Annotated in this window: 20 protein-coding genes; 8 read left to right on the top strand and 12 right to left on the bottom strand. The window is 41.2% G+C overall.

Annotated features, from left to right (window positions below):
- The first annotated feature begins 117 nt into the window (after nucleotides 1-117).
- From ACWIUO_RS01190 to ACWIUO_RS01170, 5 genes are all read left to right on the top strand, one after another.
- On the top strand, nucleotides 118-264 hold the full coding sequence (locus ACWIUO_RS01190; protein ID WP_454176127.1) for a hypothetical protein: 147 nt from the start codon (nucleotides 118-120) through the stop codon (nucleotides 262-264).
- Entirely contained in the window at nucleotides 224-1576 is a 1353-nt protein-coding gene (gdhA, locus tag ACWIUO_RS01185) for an NADP-specific glutamate dehydrogenase (protein ID WP_454176126.1), read from the top strand. The genes ACWIUO_RS01190 and gdhA overlap by 41 nt, the downstream gene beginning before the upstream one ends.
- A gap of 129 nt (nucleotides 1577-1705) precedes the next feature.
- Complete coding sequence (locus tag ACWIUO_RS01180; protein ID WP_454176125.1) at nucleotides 1706-2371, top strand: hypothetical protein; 666 nt, start codon at nucleotides 1706-1708, stop codon at nucleotides 2369-2371.
- Between the two features lie 192 nt (nucleotides 2372-2563).
- Nucleotides 2564-3349, top strand: a complete 786-nt coding sequence (locus tag ACWIUO_RS01175) for a sulfite exporter TauE/SafE family protein (RefSeq protein ID WP_454176281.1) — start codon at nucleotides 2564-2566, stop codon at nucleotides 3347-3349.
- A 45-nt stretch (nucleotides 3350-3394) separates the two neighbouring features.
- Nucleotides 3395-4357 (top strand): DMT family transporter, encoded by a 963-nt coding sequence (locus ACWIUO_RS01170; protein ID WP_454176124.1) that lies wholly within the window; start codon nucleotides 3395-3397, stop codon nucleotides 4355-4357.
- Nucleotides 4358-4543: 186 nt separating this feature from the next.
- Here ACWIUO_RS01170 and ACWIUO_RS01165 read toward each other — a convergent pair whose 3' ends face one another.
- From ACWIUO_RS01165 to ACWIUO_RS01130, 8 genes are all read right to left on the bottom strand, one after another.
- Nucleotides 4544-6346, bottom strand: coding sequence for a hypothetical protein (locus ACWIUO_RS01165; RefSeq protein ID WP_454176123.1), 1803 nt, complete (start codon nucleotides 6344-6346; stop codon nucleotides 4544-4546).
- Between the two features lie 9 nt (nucleotides 6347-6355).
- Complete coding sequence (locus tag ACWIUO_RS01160) at nucleotides 6356-6778, bottom strand: hypothetical protein (RefSeq protein ID WP_454176122.1); 423 nt, start codon at nucleotides 6776-6778, stop codon at nucleotides 6356-6358.
- Between the two features lie 27 nt (nucleotides 6779-6805).
- On the bottom strand, nucleotides 6806-7816 hold the full coding sequence (locus tag ACWIUO_RS01155) for an AAA family ATPase (RefSeq protein ID WP_454176121.1): 1011 nt from the start codon (nucleotides 7814-7816) through the stop codon (nucleotides 6806-6808).
- A 20-nt stretch (nucleotides 7817-7836) separates the two neighbouring features.
- Nucleotides 7837-8400: a hypothetical protein gene (locus ACWIUO_RS01150; RefSeq protein WP_454176120.1), complete on the bottom strand. Its 564-nt coding sequence runs from the start codon at nucleotides 8398-8400 to the stop codon at nucleotides 7837-7839.
- A 208-nt stretch (nucleotides 8401-8608) separates the two neighbouring features.
- Complete coding sequence (locus ACWIUO_RS01145; RefSeq protein WP_454176119.1) at nucleotides 8609-9556, bottom strand: ABC transporter ATP-binding protein; 948 nt, start codon at nucleotides 9554-9556, stop codon at nucleotides 8609-8611.
- Complete coding sequence (locus ACWIUO_RS01140; RefSeq protein ID WP_454176118.1) at nucleotides 9553-10674, bottom strand: FecCD family ABC transporter permease; 1122 nt, start codon at nucleotides 10672-10674, stop codon at nucleotides 9553-9555. The genes ACWIUO_RS01145 and ACWIUO_RS01140 overlap by 4 nt, the downstream gene beginning before the upstream one ends.
- Nucleotides 10671-11879: an ABC transporter substrate-binding protein gene (locus ACWIUO_RS01135; protein ID WP_454176117.1), complete on the bottom strand. Its 1209-nt coding sequence runs from the start codon at nucleotides 11877-11879 to the stop codon at nucleotides 10671-10673. The genes ACWIUO_RS01140 and ACWIUO_RS01135 overlap by 4 nt, the downstream gene beginning before the upstream one ends.
- Nucleotides 11880-11978: 99 nt before the next feature.
- Complete coding sequence (locus tag ACWIUO_RS01130) at nucleotides 11979-12293, bottom strand: hypothetical protein (RefSeq protein ID WP_454176116.1); 315 nt, start codon at nucleotides 12291-12293, stop codon at nucleotides 11979-11981.
- Nucleotides 12294-12401: 108 nt separating this feature from the next.
- Between ACWIUO_RS01130 and ACWIUO_RS01125 the strand changes: the two genes are divergently transcribed.
- Nucleotides 12402-12668 carry a hypothetical protein gene (locus ACWIUO_RS01125; RefSeq protein WP_454176115.1) on the top strand — a complete coding sequence of 89 codons (267 nt, stop codon included), beginning with the start codon at nucleotides 12402-12404 and terminating at the stop codon, nucleotides 12666-12668.
- A 130-nt stretch (nucleotides 12669-12798) separates the two neighbouring features.
- Here ACWIUO_RS01125 and ACWIUO_RS01120 read toward each other — a convergent pair whose 3' ends face one another.
- Entirely contained in the window at nucleotides 12799-12981 is a 183-nt protein-coding gene (locus ACWIUO_RS01120; RefSeq protein WP_454176114.1) for a hypothetical protein, read from the bottom strand.
- A gap of 75 nt (nucleotides 12982-13056) precedes the next feature.
- Nucleotides 13057-14637: a hypothetical protein gene (locus ACWIUO_RS01115; RefSeq protein ID WP_454176113.1), complete on the bottom strand. Its 1581-nt coding sequence runs from the start codon at nucleotides 14635-14637 to the stop codon at nucleotides 13057-13059.
- Between the two features lie 368 nt (nucleotides 14638-15005).
- Between ACWIUO_RS01115 and ACWIUO_RS01110 the strand changes: the two genes are divergently transcribed.
- Nucleotides 15006-17468, top strand: coding sequence for a TonB-dependent receptor (locus tag ACWIUO_RS01110; protein ID WP_454176112.1), 2463 nt, complete (start codon nucleotides 15006-15008; stop codon nucleotides 17466-17468).
- Nucleotides 17469-17809: 341 nt separating this feature from the next.
- On the opposite strand, the gene ACWIUO_RS01105 is transcribed toward ACWIUO_RS01110, so the two are convergent.
- Together ACWIUO_RS01105 and ACWIUO_RS01100 are read right to left on the bottom strand one after the other, a co-directional pair.
- Nucleotides 17810-18061 carry a hypothetical protein gene (locus tag ACWIUO_RS01105; protein ID WP_454176111.1) on the bottom strand — a complete coding sequence of 84 codons (252 nt, stop codon included), beginning with the start codon at nucleotides 18059-18061 and terminating at the stop codon, nucleotides 17810-17812.
- Between the two features lie 29 nt (nucleotides 18062-18090).
- Nucleotides 18091-18234, bottom strand: coding sequence for a hypothetical protein (locus tag ACWIUO_RS01100; protein WP_454176110.1), 144 nt, complete (start codon nucleotides 18232-18234; stop codon nucleotides 18091-18093).
- Here ACWIUO_RS01100 and ACWIUO_RS01095 point away from each other — a divergent pair.
- Complete coding sequence (locus ACWIUO_RS01095; RefSeq protein WP_454176109.1) at nucleotides 18217-18414, top strand: hypothetical protein; 198 nt, start codon at nucleotides 18217-18219, stop codon at nucleotides 18412-18414. The genes ACWIUO_RS01100 and ACWIUO_RS01095 overlap by 18 nt on opposite strands.
- Nucleotides 18415-18473: the final 59 nt, after the last annotated feature.

The following is an 18473-nucleotide window of genomic DNA, read 5'->3' as shown; positions in this document are numbered from 1 at the left end:
TAAAATAAAACTGCGATTGTAGCAAACCTTATCTTATATAAACCTTGTGTTTGCGTTTTTATATTATTTTTTGTTGCGTTTGTGTTTTTAGCTCAAAATCTTAGGCATTATATTTGTGTGCCAACATTTATTGTGTATAATGCACCTAGCTTTCAAGCAAATGCAAAGCAAAAACGCAAGCGCAAATGCAAAAAAGCAAAACCAAAATCCATAAGGAGTTACTATGTCGTATTCATCACGCATTATCAAGGCATTGCAGGATAAAAACCCTGCCCAAAGTGAGTTTCATCAAGCCGTAAGCGAAGCTCTAAGCTCGCTCCAACCGCTACTTGACAAAGAGTCAAAATACCAAAAACACAAGATTTTGGAGCGACTAACCGTGCCAGAGCGTTCGCTTATTTTTCGTGTCGCTTGGGTAGATGACAGGGGCGAAGTGCAGATAAATTATGGCTACCGTGTGGAGTTTAATTCTGCGATTGGACCTTATAAAGGCGGGCTTAGATTCCACCCTAGCGTTACGCTTGGAATGTTAAAATTTCTAGGATTTGAGCAAGTGCTTAAAAATTCGCTAACCACGCTTGCTATGGGCGGTGGCAAGGGAGGAAGTGATTTTGACCCACACGGCAAAAGCGATGGCGAAGTGATGAGATTTTGTCAAAGTTTTATGAATGAGCTATTTCGCCATATCGGAGCGCACACTGATGTCCCTGCGGGCGATATAGGCGTAGGCGGGAGGGAAATCGGCTATCTTTTTGGGCAGTATAAAAAGCTAGTAAATCGCTTTGATGGTGTGCTAACAGGCAAAGGGCTAAATTGGGGTGGAAGCCTTGTGCGCCCTGAGGCTACGGGCTATGGCTGTGTATATTTCGCACAAGAAATGCTACAAGAGAGGGGCGAAAATCTAGAGGGCAAAATCTGCACCGTTTCAGGCGCAGGAAATGTGGCAACCTACACCATAGAAAAACTCTATCAAGTAGGCGCAAAGCCCGTAACTGCAAGCGATTCTAAAGGAATGATATATGACAAAGATGGCATTGATTTAGCATTGCTAAAAGAAATCAAAGAAGTCAAAAGAGAATCCCTAGAATCCTACGCCAAAGCCAAAAAAAGCGCGCAATACACCCCTGCAAATCGCTATGAGAGTGGGTGCAATGGCGTGTGGAGTATCCCTTGCTTTGCGGCATTTCCAAGTGCTACGCAAAATGAGCTAAGCGCAAAAGATGCCAAAATCTTGCTAGAAAATGGCTGTAAATGTGTAAGTGAGGGCGCAAATATGCCCTCTACCAATGAAGCCATCGATTTGTTTTTAAAAGCAAAAATCGCTTATGGACCGGGCAAAGCGGCAAATGCTGGCGGAGTAGCGGTAAGCGGGCTAGAAATGGCACAAAATGCAAGTATGAATCGCTGGACTTTTGACAATGTCGATGGGCATTTGCACCGAATTATGAAAGATATTTATCAAAACGCTTCAAACACAGCAAAAGAGTTTGGAGAGCCTACAAACCTCGTAATGGGCGCAAATATCGCAGGATTTCGCAAGGTAGCCGATGCGATGATAGACCAAGGCGTGGTATAAGCACCAAAAAGGCTAAAATCATACTTTTTTTACTCTTGATTTTATTTTTTGCGCGTTTTGCACATCGTGGCAAACGCGCAAACACTATTTGATAGCACTAGCAAACAAAATTGAGCAAAAAAAAAAAAAATGAACAAAAAATTACTCAAAATCAATCTTTGCGGGATTTTGCTTGCGTTAGTTTTTATATTGCCAAATATACAAAATCTATGTGCATTTGACTTATTGAATTATGGCAAAATAAATGCGCGAAGTGCGAGAAGTTTGGCACTTCTTAATGCAGTAAGTTTTGATGTGGGCAGTAGCTTTGATGTATCGCCTGCTAGTGCAAACAAATCAAACGGTTATCTGCATTTGGGCGTAAGTGGTGGAGTAAATTCTTTTTGTAACATTTTTTTTTATGGAGATTGGTGCGCAAAAAGTCCTGTGGATTTTGGTCTGCGACTAAAATATACTAATATCAAAATGACAAAACAAGATAGAAAACATTTGCTAGGTGTAAATTTGTATCTGCAACATAGTGATTTTTCATTTGTTTCTTTGGCGATAGGTGGCGGTGGGATTTTGAATAAAAATCCTGCTTTTGGCGGTGGCTATGTAGAATCTGGCATAGGGATACTTAAAAGCCACTCTTTCATCAATGCAGATATTTTATACCGAGCAGATTTTTATCATAATGGCATTACAAACCATAGCGTAAATCTTGTGTTTAATATCGGTGGTGTGGGGCATATTCTAGTCTTGGCTACATTTCCTATTAGCGTGCCTGCGATTATGTGGTTTGGTAGCCCTTAGTAGCCAAAAAGAATCATCAAAAATGGCAAGTCAATAACACAAAAAATACAAAAAACCACATTAAAAATATATTTGTAAATTTCGCGCTTTATAATGCTAGAATCTTAACAAATCAAAACACTACGAATAAAACTATGGGAGAAAAACAAAATGGATTTTAGCAATGACATAGCACAAAATCTTTTTGGCAGTATGGATTTTGCGGATTTGGCAAAATTTATCATCGTAGGGCTTATCGCGGGCATTGCGGCGGGGAGCTTTGGGATTGGCGGGGGGATTATCATCGTGCCTAGTATGATATTTTTGGGGCTTCCTATCACGCACGCGATTGGAATGTCGATAATGCAGATGATTTTTTCCTCTCTTTTTGGCTCTTTTATCAACTACAAAAAGCGCAATTTTGACATAAAAGACGGCGTTTTTATCGGTATCGGCGGGCTTATCGGGGCTAGCTTTAGCGGGATTTTGCTAAGCGTGCTTAGCGAAGTAGTCATTAGCGCGCTTTTTTTGTGTCTAAACCTCATCGCTTTTTATCGCTTCGCTTTTAAAATCAAACCACAGCTAAGCCCTACCCCACCCACTCTCACGCCATTTAGAAAAAATATGATTTTAGTTTGTGCAGGAATGATAACAGGCGTATTTGCCATCTCGCTAGGGATTGGAGGGGGGCTACTTATCGCGCCGATTTTGGCGTATTATCTAGGGTATGATTCTAAAAAAGTCGTCCCTTTATCGCTATTTTTTGTGATATTTTCCTCGATTTCTGGGAGTATCTCGCTATATCGCGCAGGGGTTTTAAGCGATGAAGTGATACAAGGTGGGCTTAGCATAGGGCTAGCCTCGCTAGTAGGCGTGGCAGTTGGGATTTATATCGTTAGCAAAATCTCTAGTATGCTTCATAGAAACACGCTTATTTGCATTTATATTTATGCGATTTGCGTGATGAGCTACAAAGTCGGCGAAAAGATTTTGGCTTAGATTTTGCAAAAAACCTAAAGCGCAAATTTTAGTTAAGAGAAACCTTTGAGCGAAAATTTCACTAAGCATAATGTTGCCAAACGCCATTTTTTCAAACACAACCATAATTTCTTTAAAAACGCCTTAGGGCATTTTTTAGCCATTTTTACCATTGTCGTGTGGGGGAGCACTTTTAGCTCGACAAAGGCGTTATTGAGCGATTTTGCGCCTGCGGAGATTCTCTTTATCCGCTTCTTTTTGGCGTATATATTCCTCGCACTTTTGTGTCGCAAAGTCATCGCCTTTCGTGGTGTGAAAAATGAGCTATTATTCGCAGGGGCTGGGCTTAGTGGCTCGTGCTTGTATTTTTTACTAGAAAATATCGCGCTTAACTACACAAGCGCGTCAAACGCCTCACTTTTAGTCGCGTTTAACCCCATTACCACCGCGCTTCTCTCTTGGATTCTCTTTGGCGAAAGGCTTGGGCGATTTTATACGCTTGGCTTTGGCTTGTGCTTTGTGGGCATTGTGCTTGTGGTGCTCAATGGCAAAAATAGCGTTGAAATCTCGCCATTTGGGGATTTTCTCTGCATTTTAGCAGGGCTTACTTGGTCGGTTTATACGATTATTTTGGAGCGACTTTTTGGCGTGTATCGCGAGGAGAATGCTATCGCAATGACGCGCAAAATCTTTTTTTATGGGATTATTTTCACGCTTCCTTTTGCGCTGTGGCAAAGCGTGGAGTTAAGCGGTGGGGATTTTAGCAAGGTTATAGAATCTTCACGCTTTAGCAATCCCGCAAACGCGCTAAACTTGCTCTTTTTGGGGCTTGTGGCAAGCGCGCTATGCTACCTAAGCTGGAATGCCTGTCTAAAGCGACTTGGCACATTGCAAGCAAGCGCGTATATCTATGCGATTCCTGTGGTGGGCGTGTTTATCGCCACGCTCACTTTGGGCGAGTCTCTCACGCCATATCTCATATTTGGCGGGATTCTCACTTTGCTTGGGCTTTTTGTCAGCCAAAAGTAAGCAAATTTACAGAATCTAAAAGGCTAAAAACAAAATCCCCCACAAATCACAAAAACTTCACACAAAATCTAGCAAGTAAAAATACGAAAATTAAGATTCCCTAAAACACCTAAAATCTATCAACCCCAAATCCGCTTGATAAATCACCGCTTATAAAAATCTAAGCTATGTAGCCAATCACGCCAATCAAATTCGCTCTTTCATCTCGCTCAAAGTCCCGATGCTATTATCAATGTTGTTATAATAAAATTCCTTATCAAAAAATGTTGATTTTTTAGCATTTCTGCTATCAAAATCCCCCACATATAGCGCGTAGCATTTGTTTGTAGCTCCCTTTTGCCCTGCTAAATTACCAAAGCTATAATCACTAAACATAAAATCACTTATCATCAGCAAATCCGCTTTTTTGTAGTTCTCTTCACGCATTTTTTTAAGCCCCGCCCTCAAAGCAGGAAGCGCGTCTGTCCCACCACTAAAGCTCATTTCCAAAAAATCCATAAGCTCAAAAAGTCCATTTGGCGGTGTCAAATCCAGCGTGTGAATCCCTACGCTAAAATTTATCAAAAAGCATTTGCGCTTGGTATCCATAGCCCTTTTTGCCATAAAAAGTGCTATGGCTTTGGCGATAGTCTCGGGCGTCCCGCTCATAGAGCCACTTGTATCGATGCACAAAATAATAGGTCCTTTTTTATCCTCGACTTCTTTTTGTCGCTCGTGCGTGGTGGTTTTTGATTCTACATTGTCTATGTAGCCTTGTTTTTCAAAGCAAAATAGGCGATTTTCGGCAAATTTTAAATCAAACAAAATGCTAAAATCTTTGTCATCTAGCAGTGCAAGCTCTTGAGGCAGGACATTTTCCAAATCCCTCCCAAGCGTAACTCCGCTAATTTCCTCTTTGGCATAGGGCGTGGGGATTTTGGTATGGAAAATCTCTTCTTTAGTATATTTTTCCATCTCGTGCTTTTTTTGGGCTTTGTGGATTTTGCCTAGCATATCGCAGAGCTTTTTTACAGAGTCCCGCTCCAAAATCTTGCTCCATTTTTGAAAATCTAGCATTTTTCTACTAAGTTTTTCTATGTTATTTGAGACGCCACTTTTGTTTTTATCGTTGTCATCGCCACCGCCATCATTGTCTTTGTCTTTGGATTTGCCTTTGCCATCGGCATTTTTACCAAATAAGTTTTTGATAAAATCCTCCATTTGATTTGATTGGTTTTTTAAGTCGTTTGGATTTACGCATTGAGAGACTTGTTTGCCAGAGGCTAGTCCATTTTTTAGGCTTTGCATCACATAGTCTTTAAACAATTCAGAGCCTTCCCCCATTTGATTAAAATTCCTATCAAATTTTTTCATCAATTCTATCCATTCTTTTGTCCTATCTTGCAAGTCCTTTTTGGCTTTGTCGATTTCTGCTTGCTCCCATTGCTTTATTTTGTGGTTGAAATTTTGCTTCCATTTCTCAAGCGCGTTTTGGTAGATTGATGAGAGTAGCTCTTTATAGCCTGCTTCATCGTGTTGCTGTTCTTGCAATTTTTGTGTATAAAAATCCTTATACTCACCAAAATCATCATATTTTGTGATAGTTTTTAGCAAATCCTCAAAATCTTGTTGCGTGATTTGTGAGATATGTTCATACTTTTTTAGGGTTTTTTCTAGCTCTTTTTGCTCATCTTTGAGTTTTTTGGGTTTGTTTTTTAGGGTAGATTCTAGTTTGTTTTGTGTTTTATCGATATTGCTTTGCAGCTCTTGGGCGATATTTAGCGGGTCTTTTTGCAAATCATAGCTACAATGCGTAGCCAGCTCACTAGCACTAATGCCAAAATCTCTCCCCGCCACTTCCAAATCTCCCAACGCAGAATCTGCTCCGTTAGATTTTGTAGATTTTGCCAAAGCAGATTCCACCTCACTAGATTTTAGCGCAGATTTTGGTATAGATTGTTGTGCCTGTGATATTTGAGGCTTACTATCTGCCACATCATTTTTTTGCATAAGTCAATCTTAAGATTTTATATTGGCATTTTGCAGTTCGTGCTGAAGTTTTTGCGCATCTAAAATCATTTGTTTTAGATTCTCATATTTTTCTTGCAATGATTGCATCACCACATCATCATCTTGCGCAAACGCATTATTGTCTTTGAGCTTTTCTATCTCTGCGCGACATTGCTCTTGCCGCTTTTGTAGCCCCTCAAGCAAAGAAGCGCAATCTTGCATATACGATTCTTGTTGCTCTTTAGAGATTGATTTTTTGTTTTGTGTGGGCTTTTTTGTGCTTTGTTCTTGCGAAGTGGTGTTTTCTTGACTTGAAGTGTCTTGTGGATTTTGTCGTGATGAGTTAAACCAGCTATTCACATTAAAACCACTAAACATTTTATCCAATTCTTTCATTTGCTTTTGTGAAAGTGTGATTTTTATGCCATCCATTGTATTTCTCCTTTTATTAGATATTGTTTAAGATTTTGGCTTTTGCCCAAGCGCGCTTTGTATGCTATTTTGCAATCCCGCGTAAATATCTTTATATGAGCTATCTTGCGAGTTTGTGATACATTCTTTGAGCATTTTTACAATGTCCTCTTTGTGATTCTCATCACTCCATAGGCAATATTTCAAAAGCCCCAAATCTGTCAATTCCACAAACTCCCTATCATTTAGCAATGCAGAAAATTTGAGCAACTCCACAATCGCTAGCCACCGCCTATCGCTTACATAGATTGGCTCTATTTCTTGTGGTTTTTTGTCGTTATACATTGCGATACTAGCGCGTAGTAGCTCTATCACACTCATTACTTCATCATTGATTTTGATGGTTTTTGCTTGATTTTTGATTTGCAATAATTCATCATTGTCAAATCGCAAATGAGATGGTATATCTACTTTTTCGCTTAGTGGCGCACCTTGCAACAGCACAGCAAAATTTTGCTTTTTTTGCAAAGGCGGGACAACCACGCGCATTATAAACCTATCATACAATGCCTCCAAACTTTGCCCTTTTTGTGGCAGTTCATTACTAGCAGCTACAAGCCCACGAAGCGGGACATCGATATTTTCCTCACCATTTCTAAACTTCTTTTCATTGATGATAGTTAGCAGGGCGTTTAAAATCGCTGGCGAGCTTTTCCATATCTCATCTAAAAACGCAAAATCCGCACTTGGCAAAAATCCATCGATATTTCGCACCAGCCTATCTTGTCGCAACTCACTTAATTTCAGCGGTCCAAACACCTCTTCAGGCGTGCTAAAACGATTCATCAAATAATCAAAAAATTTGTTGCTTGTAAAAGCACACGATACGCGCCGTGAGATGAGGCTTTTTGCCGTCCCGGGCGGTCCGTAGAGAAATATAGATTTCCCCGCCACCATACACAATAAAACCAACCCTATGATTTCCTCTTTTTCTAAAAGCCCTTGAGAGAGAATCTCTTTTAGATTTTGGATTTTTGCTTTGTAGGATATTTTAGACATTTGCACCTCTTTATGATTTATCATCTATTCAAATGATGCCCGCCAACGCTTACTAATACCAATAAAGCAATGGCTGCTTCCAAACCTTTTTTAAGGGTTGTTGTGATTTTTTCTAGCAAGTCATTTTCTATCTCATTTGTGGAGCTATCTAGCCATTCTTTGATAGCTCTAAACTCCTTGCCAGTAAGAAAAAATTTCATAATCGCAATGGCGTTATTTTCACTGCTTTCTTCATCACTCTCATCATTACAGTTCCCACCGGGCACTTTGGCTTGCTCTACTTGGCATATCTCTCGTATATCATCAGCACTCAATCCATCTGCTTGCTCTAGTAAAATCTCCTTTGATTTTTCTATCAATGCTTTAATAGCTTCTACTTCATCGGTGAAAAACCCACTAGCTTCGTCTTTTAGCATAGTAGATATTTTATTTTCTAAATAATTTAATGCGACATTAAAATGGGAATGTTCTAGCACATTCTCAAGTTTGCTAAATTCCGCGCCCGTTAGCTCATCTTGCAAAGTTTGCTTTATCCACACATTTAGTCCATCATCTTGGTCGATAGTAAAGTTTAAGTTTGCCATTTTGTCTCCTTTTTTATGTTTTCATTTGCCATTATTGATTTTGGCGATTTTTGGCATTTTTGGCATTTTTTGCAATGAATTTTTCCAAAAAAAGTATTAGACAAAAAAAAAAAAAAACAATTTATAAATAAAACATAAAAAATAGCAAAATCCAACCCCAAAATCCAAAAAATGCTAAAAATCCTAAACACGCCTAAAATCTAAAATCCTATATCCGCACCACAAATCCATTTTCTTTATCCCCCATAGAGTAAATCTCTAAAGGCACGCTATAAAGCTTGCTTAAATGCGATTTGTCAAGCAAATCCGCACTTGTGCCAAAGAGCGCGTTGCAATCCACTTCGCTATCATTGCGAAGTTTTGAGAGCAACAAAACTTTGTGCGATAAAAATAGCGCGTGGGCTGGGAAATGCGTGTTTAGCACGATAGATACGCCCTGTTTGCTTAAATCTTTTAGCGTGTCTAAAATCATTTTTTGATTCGCAAAATCTAAGTTTGATTCTGGTTCATCAAGGATTAAAATCTGTGGCTGTTTGGCTAAAGCACGGGCAAAAAGCACCATTTGTAGCTCCCCTCCGCTTAGTAAAGCGCAGTTTTTATCGGCTAGATGGGCTACTCCTAGCTCGCTTAATACCTCTCTTGCGCGGGAAAAATGCTCCTCTTTTGGCTGAAATTTAATAGCATTATTTAGCCCTAGCACCACCATTTCAAGCGCGCTTATAGGCAGGATTGCGCCCTTAGCCTGCGCGACATAGGACACTTTATCCCACATAGAGCGTCCAAGCTCTGTGATATGAACCCCTTGCAATGAAATATGCCCACTGCTTTTTAAAAATCCCAAAAGGCATTTTAACAATGTCGTTTTCCCCGCGCCATTGCGCCCCAACACACTTAAAATCTCGCCCTTCTCAAGGCAAAAACTAATGTTTTTTAAAATGTGCATTTTTTGCAATCCCACAAAACGCCAAAAGCATAAATCTCTAACTTCTAGCAGGGGTGTTTTAGAATCTCCCTCTGTTTTAGAATCTAGCCCTGTTTTAAAATCTCCGCTTGCTTTAGAATCTCCCCCCGCTTTTTGTGAAAAATCTTGCGCAAAATTTTGATTAGATTTTTGCCTAGATTTTGGCAAAGATTTTGAGTTTATCATCTTATTCATAGCTTTATGCCTCCTTTGTTTTTATGCAAAATGTAGATAAAAAATGGCGCGCCAATGAGTGCTGTAAGGATAGAGATGGGAATCTCACTTGCGCTAAATGAGCGCGAAATCGTGTCTATGATGATGACAAAGCCCGCGCCAAGTATCCCGCTAAGTGGCAAAAGCCGTGAGCTCTCACTCCCCACAAGCAACCTTGCGATATGTGGCACAAGCAATCCCACCCAGCCGATAATCCCACACAAACTCACGCTCACACTTACAATAAGCGTGCAAGAGAGGATTACCACCGCCCTTAAAGCGTTTAGATTTACCCCTAGAGATTTTGCCTCCTCTTCGCTTAGAGAGAGGATATTTAGCTTCCAGCGCGCTAAAAACAGCACCGCACAGCCAAGACACACCACGACTACGCCTAATGCTAGCTCGCCACTCCACACACGCGAAAGAGAGCCAAGAAGCCAATAAGTAATGCTAGGGAGCGTATCTTGCGGGTCTGCAAGGTATTTCACTAACGAGACAAGGCTAGAAAACAGCGCGGAGATAATAATCCCGCTCAAAATCATACTAATGGTGCTAAGCGGGACAAAGCGCGAGTAGCTAACCGCCACGACAAGCAGCAAAGAGGCAATCCCAAACGCAAATCCAAACGCAAAAACGCCAAGCATACTCAACCCAAACATAAGCCCTAGCACCGCTCCGAAGCTAGACGCGCTTGTAACGCCCAAAATATCAGGCGTTGCCAAAGGATTGCTAAAAAGGCTTTGAAACGCACAGCCTGCCATACTTAGCCCCGCTCCCATAACGATAGCAAGTAGCACTCGCGGTGCGCGAAAATCTAGCAGGACAAATTCTTTTATGTAAAATTGCGTGTCATAATTTTGGACATTTTGGGCTTGCGTAGCTAGATTTTGCACTTCGTTGCCAATGCACGCGCTAGCCCACCTTGAAACCATAGCCAAAATCTCATCTAGCCCGATATAAAACCTCCCCACACCTAGCGCGACAAACGCGATACATAGCACGGCTACAATGCTTGCGATATACACAAATGCCGTTTTTTTGGCAATGCTAGCAATCGTTGTTTGATTTGATTTTTGATGTTTTGCTTGTTGATTTTTCATTGCAAAATCCCCGCTTTGCTTGAGGGGTTAAAGATTTTGTCAATTTGCGTTTCATCTAAATCTAGCCCAAAAATTTCTTTGTAATACCATTTCGCATACGCCTTGTAGTCCTCTTTTATCACCGATTTTGCGCTGTCTAAATGTGCTTTGCTAGATTCTATAAATCCCTCATTATGCGCCCCTAGCCACGCAAGAAGCAATGGCAAATCAACACCCGGCGCAAATGGACGATAACTCCCAAGAGGGAGTTTATACACGCGCTTATGTTGCACCGCTTTTATGCCCTGCCACCGCTTAGATTCTAAAATCTGCTTTGGCAAAAGTGGCGTAAAGTTGTTGATATAAATAATATCAGGGTTTAGCTTGTAGATTTCCTCGATAGAGGTAGTCGCGCTCCGCAGGGAATCTAGCGCGTGAATCCCACCGCTAAAATCTAGCAAATACTTGCCAAAAATGCCCGCGATTACGAGCTTTTCATCGCTTGCATAAGTGTGGATAAAAATCGCTTTTGGAAGCGCGTTTGATTCTAGCGTGGAGTGTGGTTTGTTTGCGCTAGAGTTTTGCGTGTTTTTTGCGCTAGGATTTTGTTGATTTTGTGGATTTTGTGGATTTTGCAGTTTTTGCAAAGACAGATTTTGTGCGCGTAATTGTTGCTTTGCTAGCCCCTCTTGTTTTTTGATTTCTTGCAAAATACGCTCTGCTTTAGATTCTTTATCTAGCAGGGGTGCGACTAGCCTAAACCACCCCTCCAAAGTCTTGTGTGAGTTATACCCCCATTTTGCCACGCTTATGGCAAGGGTTGGCACGCCACTTTTTCGCATAAGCGCGCAAATAGCCTTATTTGCGCTATGGCAGATAAAGACATCGGGCTTGTAGTTTAGCAATTCCTCGATATTTTCGCTATTGCCTGTGGGGATTTGGGCGATTTGCGGATAAAAATCTATCATAAAGGAATGCAAAAGCGCGTTTTTAGAGGCTTGTGGCATATATGCGATTCTTTTCGCGCTATTATCAAGCATTATCATCACAGATGGCAGGGGCCAAATCCCTGCTATTGCGATTTTTTGTGGCTCTTTTGTGATAGTTACTTTTTCGCCATCATCATCGATGAGCGTGAGCGGGAAGCTCGCACCAAACGCGTGCGCGATAAATGCAAGATGTGTAAACATTGCAAAAATCATAAGTTTTTTTGTAGGTTTTTTCATTTTGTTTTCCTTTGTTTTGATTTTGTTTTTAGTTTGTTTTTTCTCACTTGCAAGCAAGGCTTTTTGCCCCGTTTGTCATTGTGAGATGTTGCGATTTTGTTAAAAATTACAAAATCGTAGCAATCTATACATTCCCCCTCCCTTGCGGAGGGGGTTAGGGGGTGGGTATTTTTCGTCATTGCAAGCGGATTTGAAAAATCCGCGTGGCACAAGCCCACAGCTACGAAGTAGCGATTTAGCGCGTAAGCGCAAGTGGGCACAAGTTGCGCAAGCAAAATCCATAATTACACCGCTTTCGTCATTGCGAGAATCTAGGCTTTTGTTAAAAAGGCTAGATTCGTGGCAATCTATAACCAAAAAGCTACAAAAAGCGTTATTTGGCAATTTGGAATTGTGGATTGCCACGCATTGCATAAAAATGCAATGCTCGCAATGACGAACATTTCTTTGTCATATTGAGCGCAAGCGAAATATCTCTATTTTTGTTGCTTATTTTGAGATACTTCGGGCTACGCCCTCAGTATGACAAATGTTTTTAATATGGTAAATTATCTAGTCATTGCGCACATTGACTTCCCCCTCCCTTTGCGGATTTGCAAACCTCTTGTCCCCCCTCCCTTGCGGAGGGGGTTAGGGGGTGGGTTTGTCATTGCGAGCAGATTTGATAAAATCCGAGTGGCAATCCATATTACACCGCTTTCGTCATTGCGAGAATCTAGGCTTTTGTTAAAAAGGCTAGATTCGTGGCAATCCATAACCAAAAAGCTACAAAAAGCGTTATTTTGGTAATTTGTGATTGTGGATTGCCACGCATTGCATAAAAATGCAATGCTCGCAATGACGAACATTTCTTTGTCATATTGAGCGATAGCGAAATATCTCTTTTTTGCGAAGTTTAGAGATACTTCTGGCTACGCCCTCAGTATGACAAGAAACCCTCCCTAGCCCCCTCCGCCACAATTTTATAATTTTGTGGAGGGGAATCTTTTTTCGTCATTGCCACGCCCACCTCACTCGCAACGACAAAAAAATAAGCACATTTACAAAACCTAAATTCTAGTATTTTGCGGTAATGCTTGTGGAGTTTTTGGGAGTTTGACACAGGGTTAGCGCACTACGCGTGCGTGCCTTGTGGCAAACTCCCAAATCTCTGCAATGACTACCCAAAGACGAATTTTTACATTCTAGAGCGTAAAATATCCTCCTCAACCCACCCCATAAAAGTATCAAAAAACCCCTCCGTCTTTGGCATAAAGCCCTGCCCCAAATGAAAATCTGGGTCAAGAGAGGTTACATACAGCCCGCCTTTGAAGCTCGTATCTTTGTAGATTATCGCTTCATTTAGCTCATTTGCCAAAATCATTTGCGAATCTTTAGGTGGATAAAACGCCCCGTGATAGTGCCATTTGGCAGCAAAAAGCTCCATTTTGCTAAAAAGACCTTTGCCATACTCGCCCACCTCAAAGGACATATCCGCGCCTTGAGAGAGCCACCACCAAAAATTCACCCCGTATTCTTTCCACGCGATATTTGGCAGGTAGCCCTGCGTAACCTCGCCAAAACTCACAATGCTCCCGCCATTTTTTAGAAACTCTAAAAACTTCTCTTTGCAAGGCAGTAAAAAGCGCGGATTTGCCCTAGAAGCGATGACGATATAATCAAACTCGCTAAAATCTGTGTTTTGCGCGTCTTTGTGATAGATTCGCTTGTCAAAAAAGTGCGCGTATTTGGCGTCTTTGTTGTAGAAAAAGTTGCGCTCATAGCTCGCCCCACCTGTGATGATGGCGTTTTTTAGCGTAGGATTTTTGCGTAGTGGGTTTTTGGGATTTTGGGCTTTTATGGTGTTAGCGTCAAAGTGAAACCGCCCGCTTTGGCTTGCATTAGTGTTTGTCATATTGAGCGGTAGCGAAATATCTCTATTTTGGTTATTTTGAGATACTTCGGCTAAAGCCTCAGTATGACAATTTGTAGCGTGCGGATTGCCACGCTCACGCGGTGTGTTCGCTCGCTGCGTTGCCCTAGCTATCAATGACGGATTGGATTCCCGCGCTTTTAGCTCACGCCCTAGCCAGCTTAGCAGATTTAGCCCTAGCCTCCTAGCACTATTGTTTTCAAACACGCCAAATGTCAGCAAATCCGCGCCCGCCGTAGCGACAATCACGCCATTTGTGGATATTCTATCGATATAGCCCACGCATTTCCCCTCACTATCACGCAAAAAGACTTCGCACTCGCTTTCGTGCTCCCCTAGCTCAAAATACCCGCGATTAAAAAACCCTTTCACGCCTCTGCGGAAGTTTATATCATATTCGCGCACGCCATCTGTGAGAGCGTGTCCCACTAGCCTTACTTCTCTATCGCGGATTTCTACTTCGCTTTTTATATAGCCCGCATTATTTGGCAAAATCCCCGTGTAGTTATGACAAAAGCTAATCACCACCCCGCCTTTATCCAAAAACTCATATAGCTTCTCTCTATGTCGCCACAGCTCCACCTCATCGATACTCATTCCTAGCACCATAGCGCAGTATTTTCCTAGCTCCAATTTCTCAAAATCGCTATACAAATCCACAAAATCTAGCGCGTTTTTATACAAAAAATGCTCATAGATTCCATCGCTCTCATAGCCATAAGAATCGATATACGCTATCTTGCCAAAAGCTAAAATCTCTTTATGACTATACGCCTCATTTAGTCGCTTAGCTAGATTTTCGCTTATGCTCTCTTGTGCCTCACAGACGCAGTTTTGCACACTCATTTTTTCTCCTTAATGTGTGATTTTGGTTTTGGCTAGATTTTTATCGCTTTTTGTAGCCAAAAATCAAAAAGCGATAAAACTACTCAAATTTTTATCAAAAATTCTCAAAATATCTTGCTTTTTAAGTCTTAAAAATACGCTTATTTTGAGAATAGATATACTTTTTGAGTAATCTCGTTACAACGCTACCAAAAAATTGATAAAAATTTGCAAATTTAAGCTGTTTTTTTTTTTTTTTTTTGATTAGTATTGCGTTGATTGGTAACAATTTTCACTATACATCAACGAAACTTGAGCAAAAATTGAGCAAAAATTGAGTGAAAATTGATTGCCAAATCATCAAAATCTATCTCGTAAGGAGTTTTACAATGAAGCCTTTAAGTCTTTTTTCAGTATCACTTATCACAAGTGCAAGCCTTTTTAGTTCTCTAAATGCAGAGCCTAACGCAAGTATGAAAGCACAGCAACTATATCGCTATGCAGAGATACTTCGCTACGCTCAATATGACAATAGCGACAAAAATGGCAAGAACGACAAGGAAAACAAGAACGACAAAAACGATTTGTCATTGCGAGAATCTGCGTTAGCGGATTCGTGGCAATCCACACCAAACGCCACAAATCCCCAAAATGCAGAATCTAAAGATTCTAACCAAGATATACAGCAGGAACAAGCACAATCTATGCGTAATGACACGCTAAAATCTAGCAATGAAAACTATGATGGCATAAAAGCAAAAGAGCTAGAAAAAGTAAGCGTAACCGCCCAAGTATCCCAAAGCGAGCTACCTCTAGAGCTTCAAAGCAAGCAAATCTCTATCGTAGAAAAAGCTACCCTACTAGAAAAGCCCACTTTAGGTGGCGCACAAAGCGCGCTAGAGAGTGTGCCAGGGATTTTGTATTCTCGTAGCGGGGGAATCAATGGGCAAATCACATTTCGTGGGCAAAACTCCACTTCGCAACGCTCCATAGTAATGATAGATGGCGTGAGGTTTGCAGGACGAAGCCTACTAGAATTTAATGTGCTAGACCCCTATCAATTTGAATCTATCGAAGTCATTCGCGGTGCGGCTAGTGCATTGTGGGGGAGCGAAGCGATGAATGGCGTGGTAAATTTTCGCTCCCGCAGAAGCAACTACAACTTAGGAGGCGATAGCTTTAAAGCCACCGCAAGAGTGCGCGCCCTAGAGTATAACTCCGTAAATAACGGCGTAGCAGGCAGGGCAGAGATACTAGGTGGAGGTGCAGGCTGGGATTTGCTAATCGGTGCAAGTGCTAGAAATGGCGGGGATTATCTAACGCCTATCCAAGAAAATGGACATTACTTAAAAGCAAAAAATTCCTACTACACCACTTATAATGCGGATTTTAACATAGGCTACACGACAAAAAACAATACAAGATATTACGCGCAAGGACGCTACTCACACATAGAGACTTCACGCGCAGGCGGGCTAGCAGCCGCACCGGGCGCAGACTATGGAATCTATTTTAGAGAAAATCCTATGGGGGAGTATTACTTGCGACTTGGAGCAAGCACGACAAGCCTAAAATACGCGGATAATATGGACGCTTATGTGTATTATCGATATTGGGATACAGACTTGTGGAATGATAGACGAACATACGGTAATTCAAATACTTTTATCCACCAAGAAGTCTATGCAAATCAATATGTAGGGGGTAGAATCGCTTTTGACACGCGCTATAAAAACAACTATTTTAGCTATGGCGCAGAGATTTTAAGTAGCATAAATCTAACTCCGTATAAGCAAAATTTTTTAGGCTCTAACAAAGGCGAGTGCGAAGCGGATAGCTGCACGACTATTCGCCCAAATACAAATACCAATTTCGCGCTATTTCTAAAAGATGATTGGAAAGTGTTTGATAATTGGATTTTATCAGGTGCGATTCGCGGGGACTATGTGCTAACTACGATTTCTAAAAAACGAAGTGATATAGAAAACAACCGAATAAACAACAATGGACAACTAGCACAAGTGGAAGCTCAAAGCGCAAAACTACTAGATGAAAATCCGCTTATCCACACAGGTGCGCTTACAGGCTCTATTGGTAGCGTTTGGTTTATCACAGACTATATCAGCAATGTCATCAATGTAAGCCACAACTTCGTAGATCCAGGTGCTTCTGCACGACTTAGCTCTACGCCATCTGCTTCTAGCACGCCTACTTTTGCAAATCCGCAAATAAAACCCGAATACTCCCAAACCGCAGAATTTGGATTTCGATTTACTAGCGAAAATCACTTCGCTTCAATCGTGGGATTTTATACCAACTATCAAGATATGGTTTTAGGCATATTGTTTCAAGACGGGCGCAATCGCTACGAAAATATCGGGCGAGCGTTTATCGCAGGAGCGGAGCTAGAGGGGAGGCATAATTTTTTGGATTCTATGATAATGCTAAACTACGCACTTAGCTACAACTATGGGCAGGATTTGACAGCAAACAAGCCTATCGCATATCTTGCTCCACTTTATGGGAATTTAAGTTTGAAATTTAACTTTGATAAGGTGTATTTCGTGCTTACAGAGCGATTTTATGGTGGCAAAAATCGCACAAGCGGTGCGACAGAATACAAGACAAAAGAATATGCAATGACTGATATTTACGCAGGGCTAAAGCTAGGTGCGTTTAAATCATATATGAAAGATATGGAGCTAATCTTTGGCGTGTCCAATCTTTTTAACACCATAGGGCGAAATCCCGTAACTGTGGGGGCAGTAAATGCTACTTATGGTTTAAGCATCACAAACCCCCTAGTCGAACCCGCTAGAAACTTTAGCATAAAATATGTGTGGAAATACTAGGCATTTATTTTCTCATTGCGAGCATTGCTTTCCCCCTCCCTTGCGGAGGGGGATAAAAGGGGGTGGGTTTGTCATTGCGAGCGGATTTGAAAAATCCGCGTGGCACAAGCCCACAGCTACGAAGTAGCGATTTAGCGCGTAAGCGCGATTTGTCGCAAGTTGTGTAAGCAAAATCTGTATTACACCGCTTTCGTCATTGCAAGCATTGCTTTCCCCCTCCCTTTGCGGATTTGCAAACCTCTTGTCCCCCCTCCCTTGCGGAGGGGGTTAGGGGGTGGGTATTTTAGATTCTACCACCGCCATTGTAGGCAATGATTCTGCCTCCGCCATTGCCACGCATACTATTTGTCATTGTGAGAATTTTCGACTTCGTCATTGCGAGAATCTAGGCTTTTGTTAAAAAGACTAGATTCGTGGCAATCCATAACCAAAAAACTATAAAAAGCGTCATTTTTGGCAATTTGGGATTGTGGATTGCCACGCATTGCATAAAAATGCAATGCTCCCAATGACGGAGTGTTTATCATACTTAAACATAAGCAAAGTATTTCAAAAATATAGATTGCCACGCGTGGCATAAGCCACGCTCGCAATGACGATTCATTAGGATTTGCCCACCCCCCTAGACCCCCTCCGCAACAATTTTATAATTTGCGGAGGGGGAACAAAACGCAGAATATTCTGCGATGAAGGAGGAATCTTTTTCGTCATTGCGAGAATCTAGGCTTTTGTTAAAAAGACTAGATTCGTGGCAATCTATAACCAAAAAGCTACAAAAAGCGTTATTTTTGGCAATTTGGGATTGTGGATTGCCACGAATTTGCTAACGCAAATTCGTGGCAATGACGATTCATTAGGATTTGCCCACCCCCTTAATCCCCCTCCGCAAGGGAGGGGGAAATCCTTGCGATTTACCTACAATGATAATAGATTTCAACTTCGCTAAACATAAAAACTAAACATAAAAACTAAACATAAAAACTAAACATAAAAACTAAACATAAA

It is taken from the genome of Helicobacter sp. T3_23-1056 (assembly GCF_053654535.1).
Note: the sequence above shows the minus strand (reverse complement) of the source record. Positions and strands in the feature narration are given on the sequence as shown.

Bases quoted from the DNA above. Each gene is read 5' to 3' on its own strand.
- ACWIUO_RS01150 (WP_454176120.1), bottom strand. From the start codon at position 8,400: ATGGCAAACTTAAACTTTACTATCGACCAAGATGATGGACTAAATGTG.
- ACWIUO_RS01140 (WP_454176118.1), bottom strand. From the start codon at position 10,674: ATGAAAAATCAACAAGCAAAACATCAAAAATCAAATCAAACAACGATT.
- ACWIUO_RS01110 (WP_454176112.1), top strand. From the start codon at position 15,006: ATGAAGCCTTTAAGTCTTTTTTCAGTATCACTTATCACAAGTGCAAGC.
- ACWIUO_RS01155 (WP_454176121.1), bottom strand. From the start codon at position 7,816: ATGTCTAAAATATCCTACAAAGCAAAAATCCAAAATCTAAAAGAGATT.
- ACWIUO_RS01180 (WP_454176125.1), top strand. From the start codon at position 1,706: ATGAACAAAAAATTACTCAAAATCAATCTTTGCGGGATTTTGCTTGCG.
- ACWIUO_RS01175 (WP_454176281.1), top strand. From the start codon at position 2,564: ATGGATTTTGCGGATTTGGCAAAATTTATCATCGTAGGGCTTATCGCG.
- ACWIUO_RS01125 (WP_454176115.1), top strand. From the start codon at position 12,402: ATGACAAATGTTTTTAATATGGTAAATTATCTAGTCATTGCGCACATT.
- ACWIUO_RS01165 (WP_454176123.1), bottom strand. From the start codon at position 6,346: ATGCAAAAAAATGATGTGGCAGATAGTAAGCCTCAAATATCACAGGCA.
- gdhA (WP_454176126.1), top strand. From the start codon at position 224: ATGTCGTATTCATCACGCATTATCAAGGCATTGCAGGATAAAAACCCT.
- ACWIUO_RS01130 (WP_454176116.1), bottom strand. From the start codon at position 12,293: ATGCAATGCGTGGCAATCCACAATTCCAAATTGCCAAATAACGCTTTT.
- ACWIUO_RS01145 (WP_454176119.1), bottom strand. From the start codon at position 9,556: ATGAATAAGATGATAAACTCAAAATCTTTGCCAAAATCTAGGCAAAAA.
- ACWIUO_RS01160 (WP_454176122.1), bottom strand. From the start codon at position 6,778: ATGGATGGCATAAAAATCACACTTTCACAAAAGCAAATGAAAGAATTG.
- ACWIUO_RS01115 (WP_454176113.1), bottom strand. From the start codon at position 14,637: ATGAGTGTGCAAAACTGCGTCTGTGAGGCACAAGAGAGCATAAGCGAA.
- ACWIUO_RS01135 (WP_454176117.1), bottom strand. From the start codon at position 11,879: ATGAAAAAACCTACAAAAAAACTTATGATTTTTGCAATGTTTACACAT.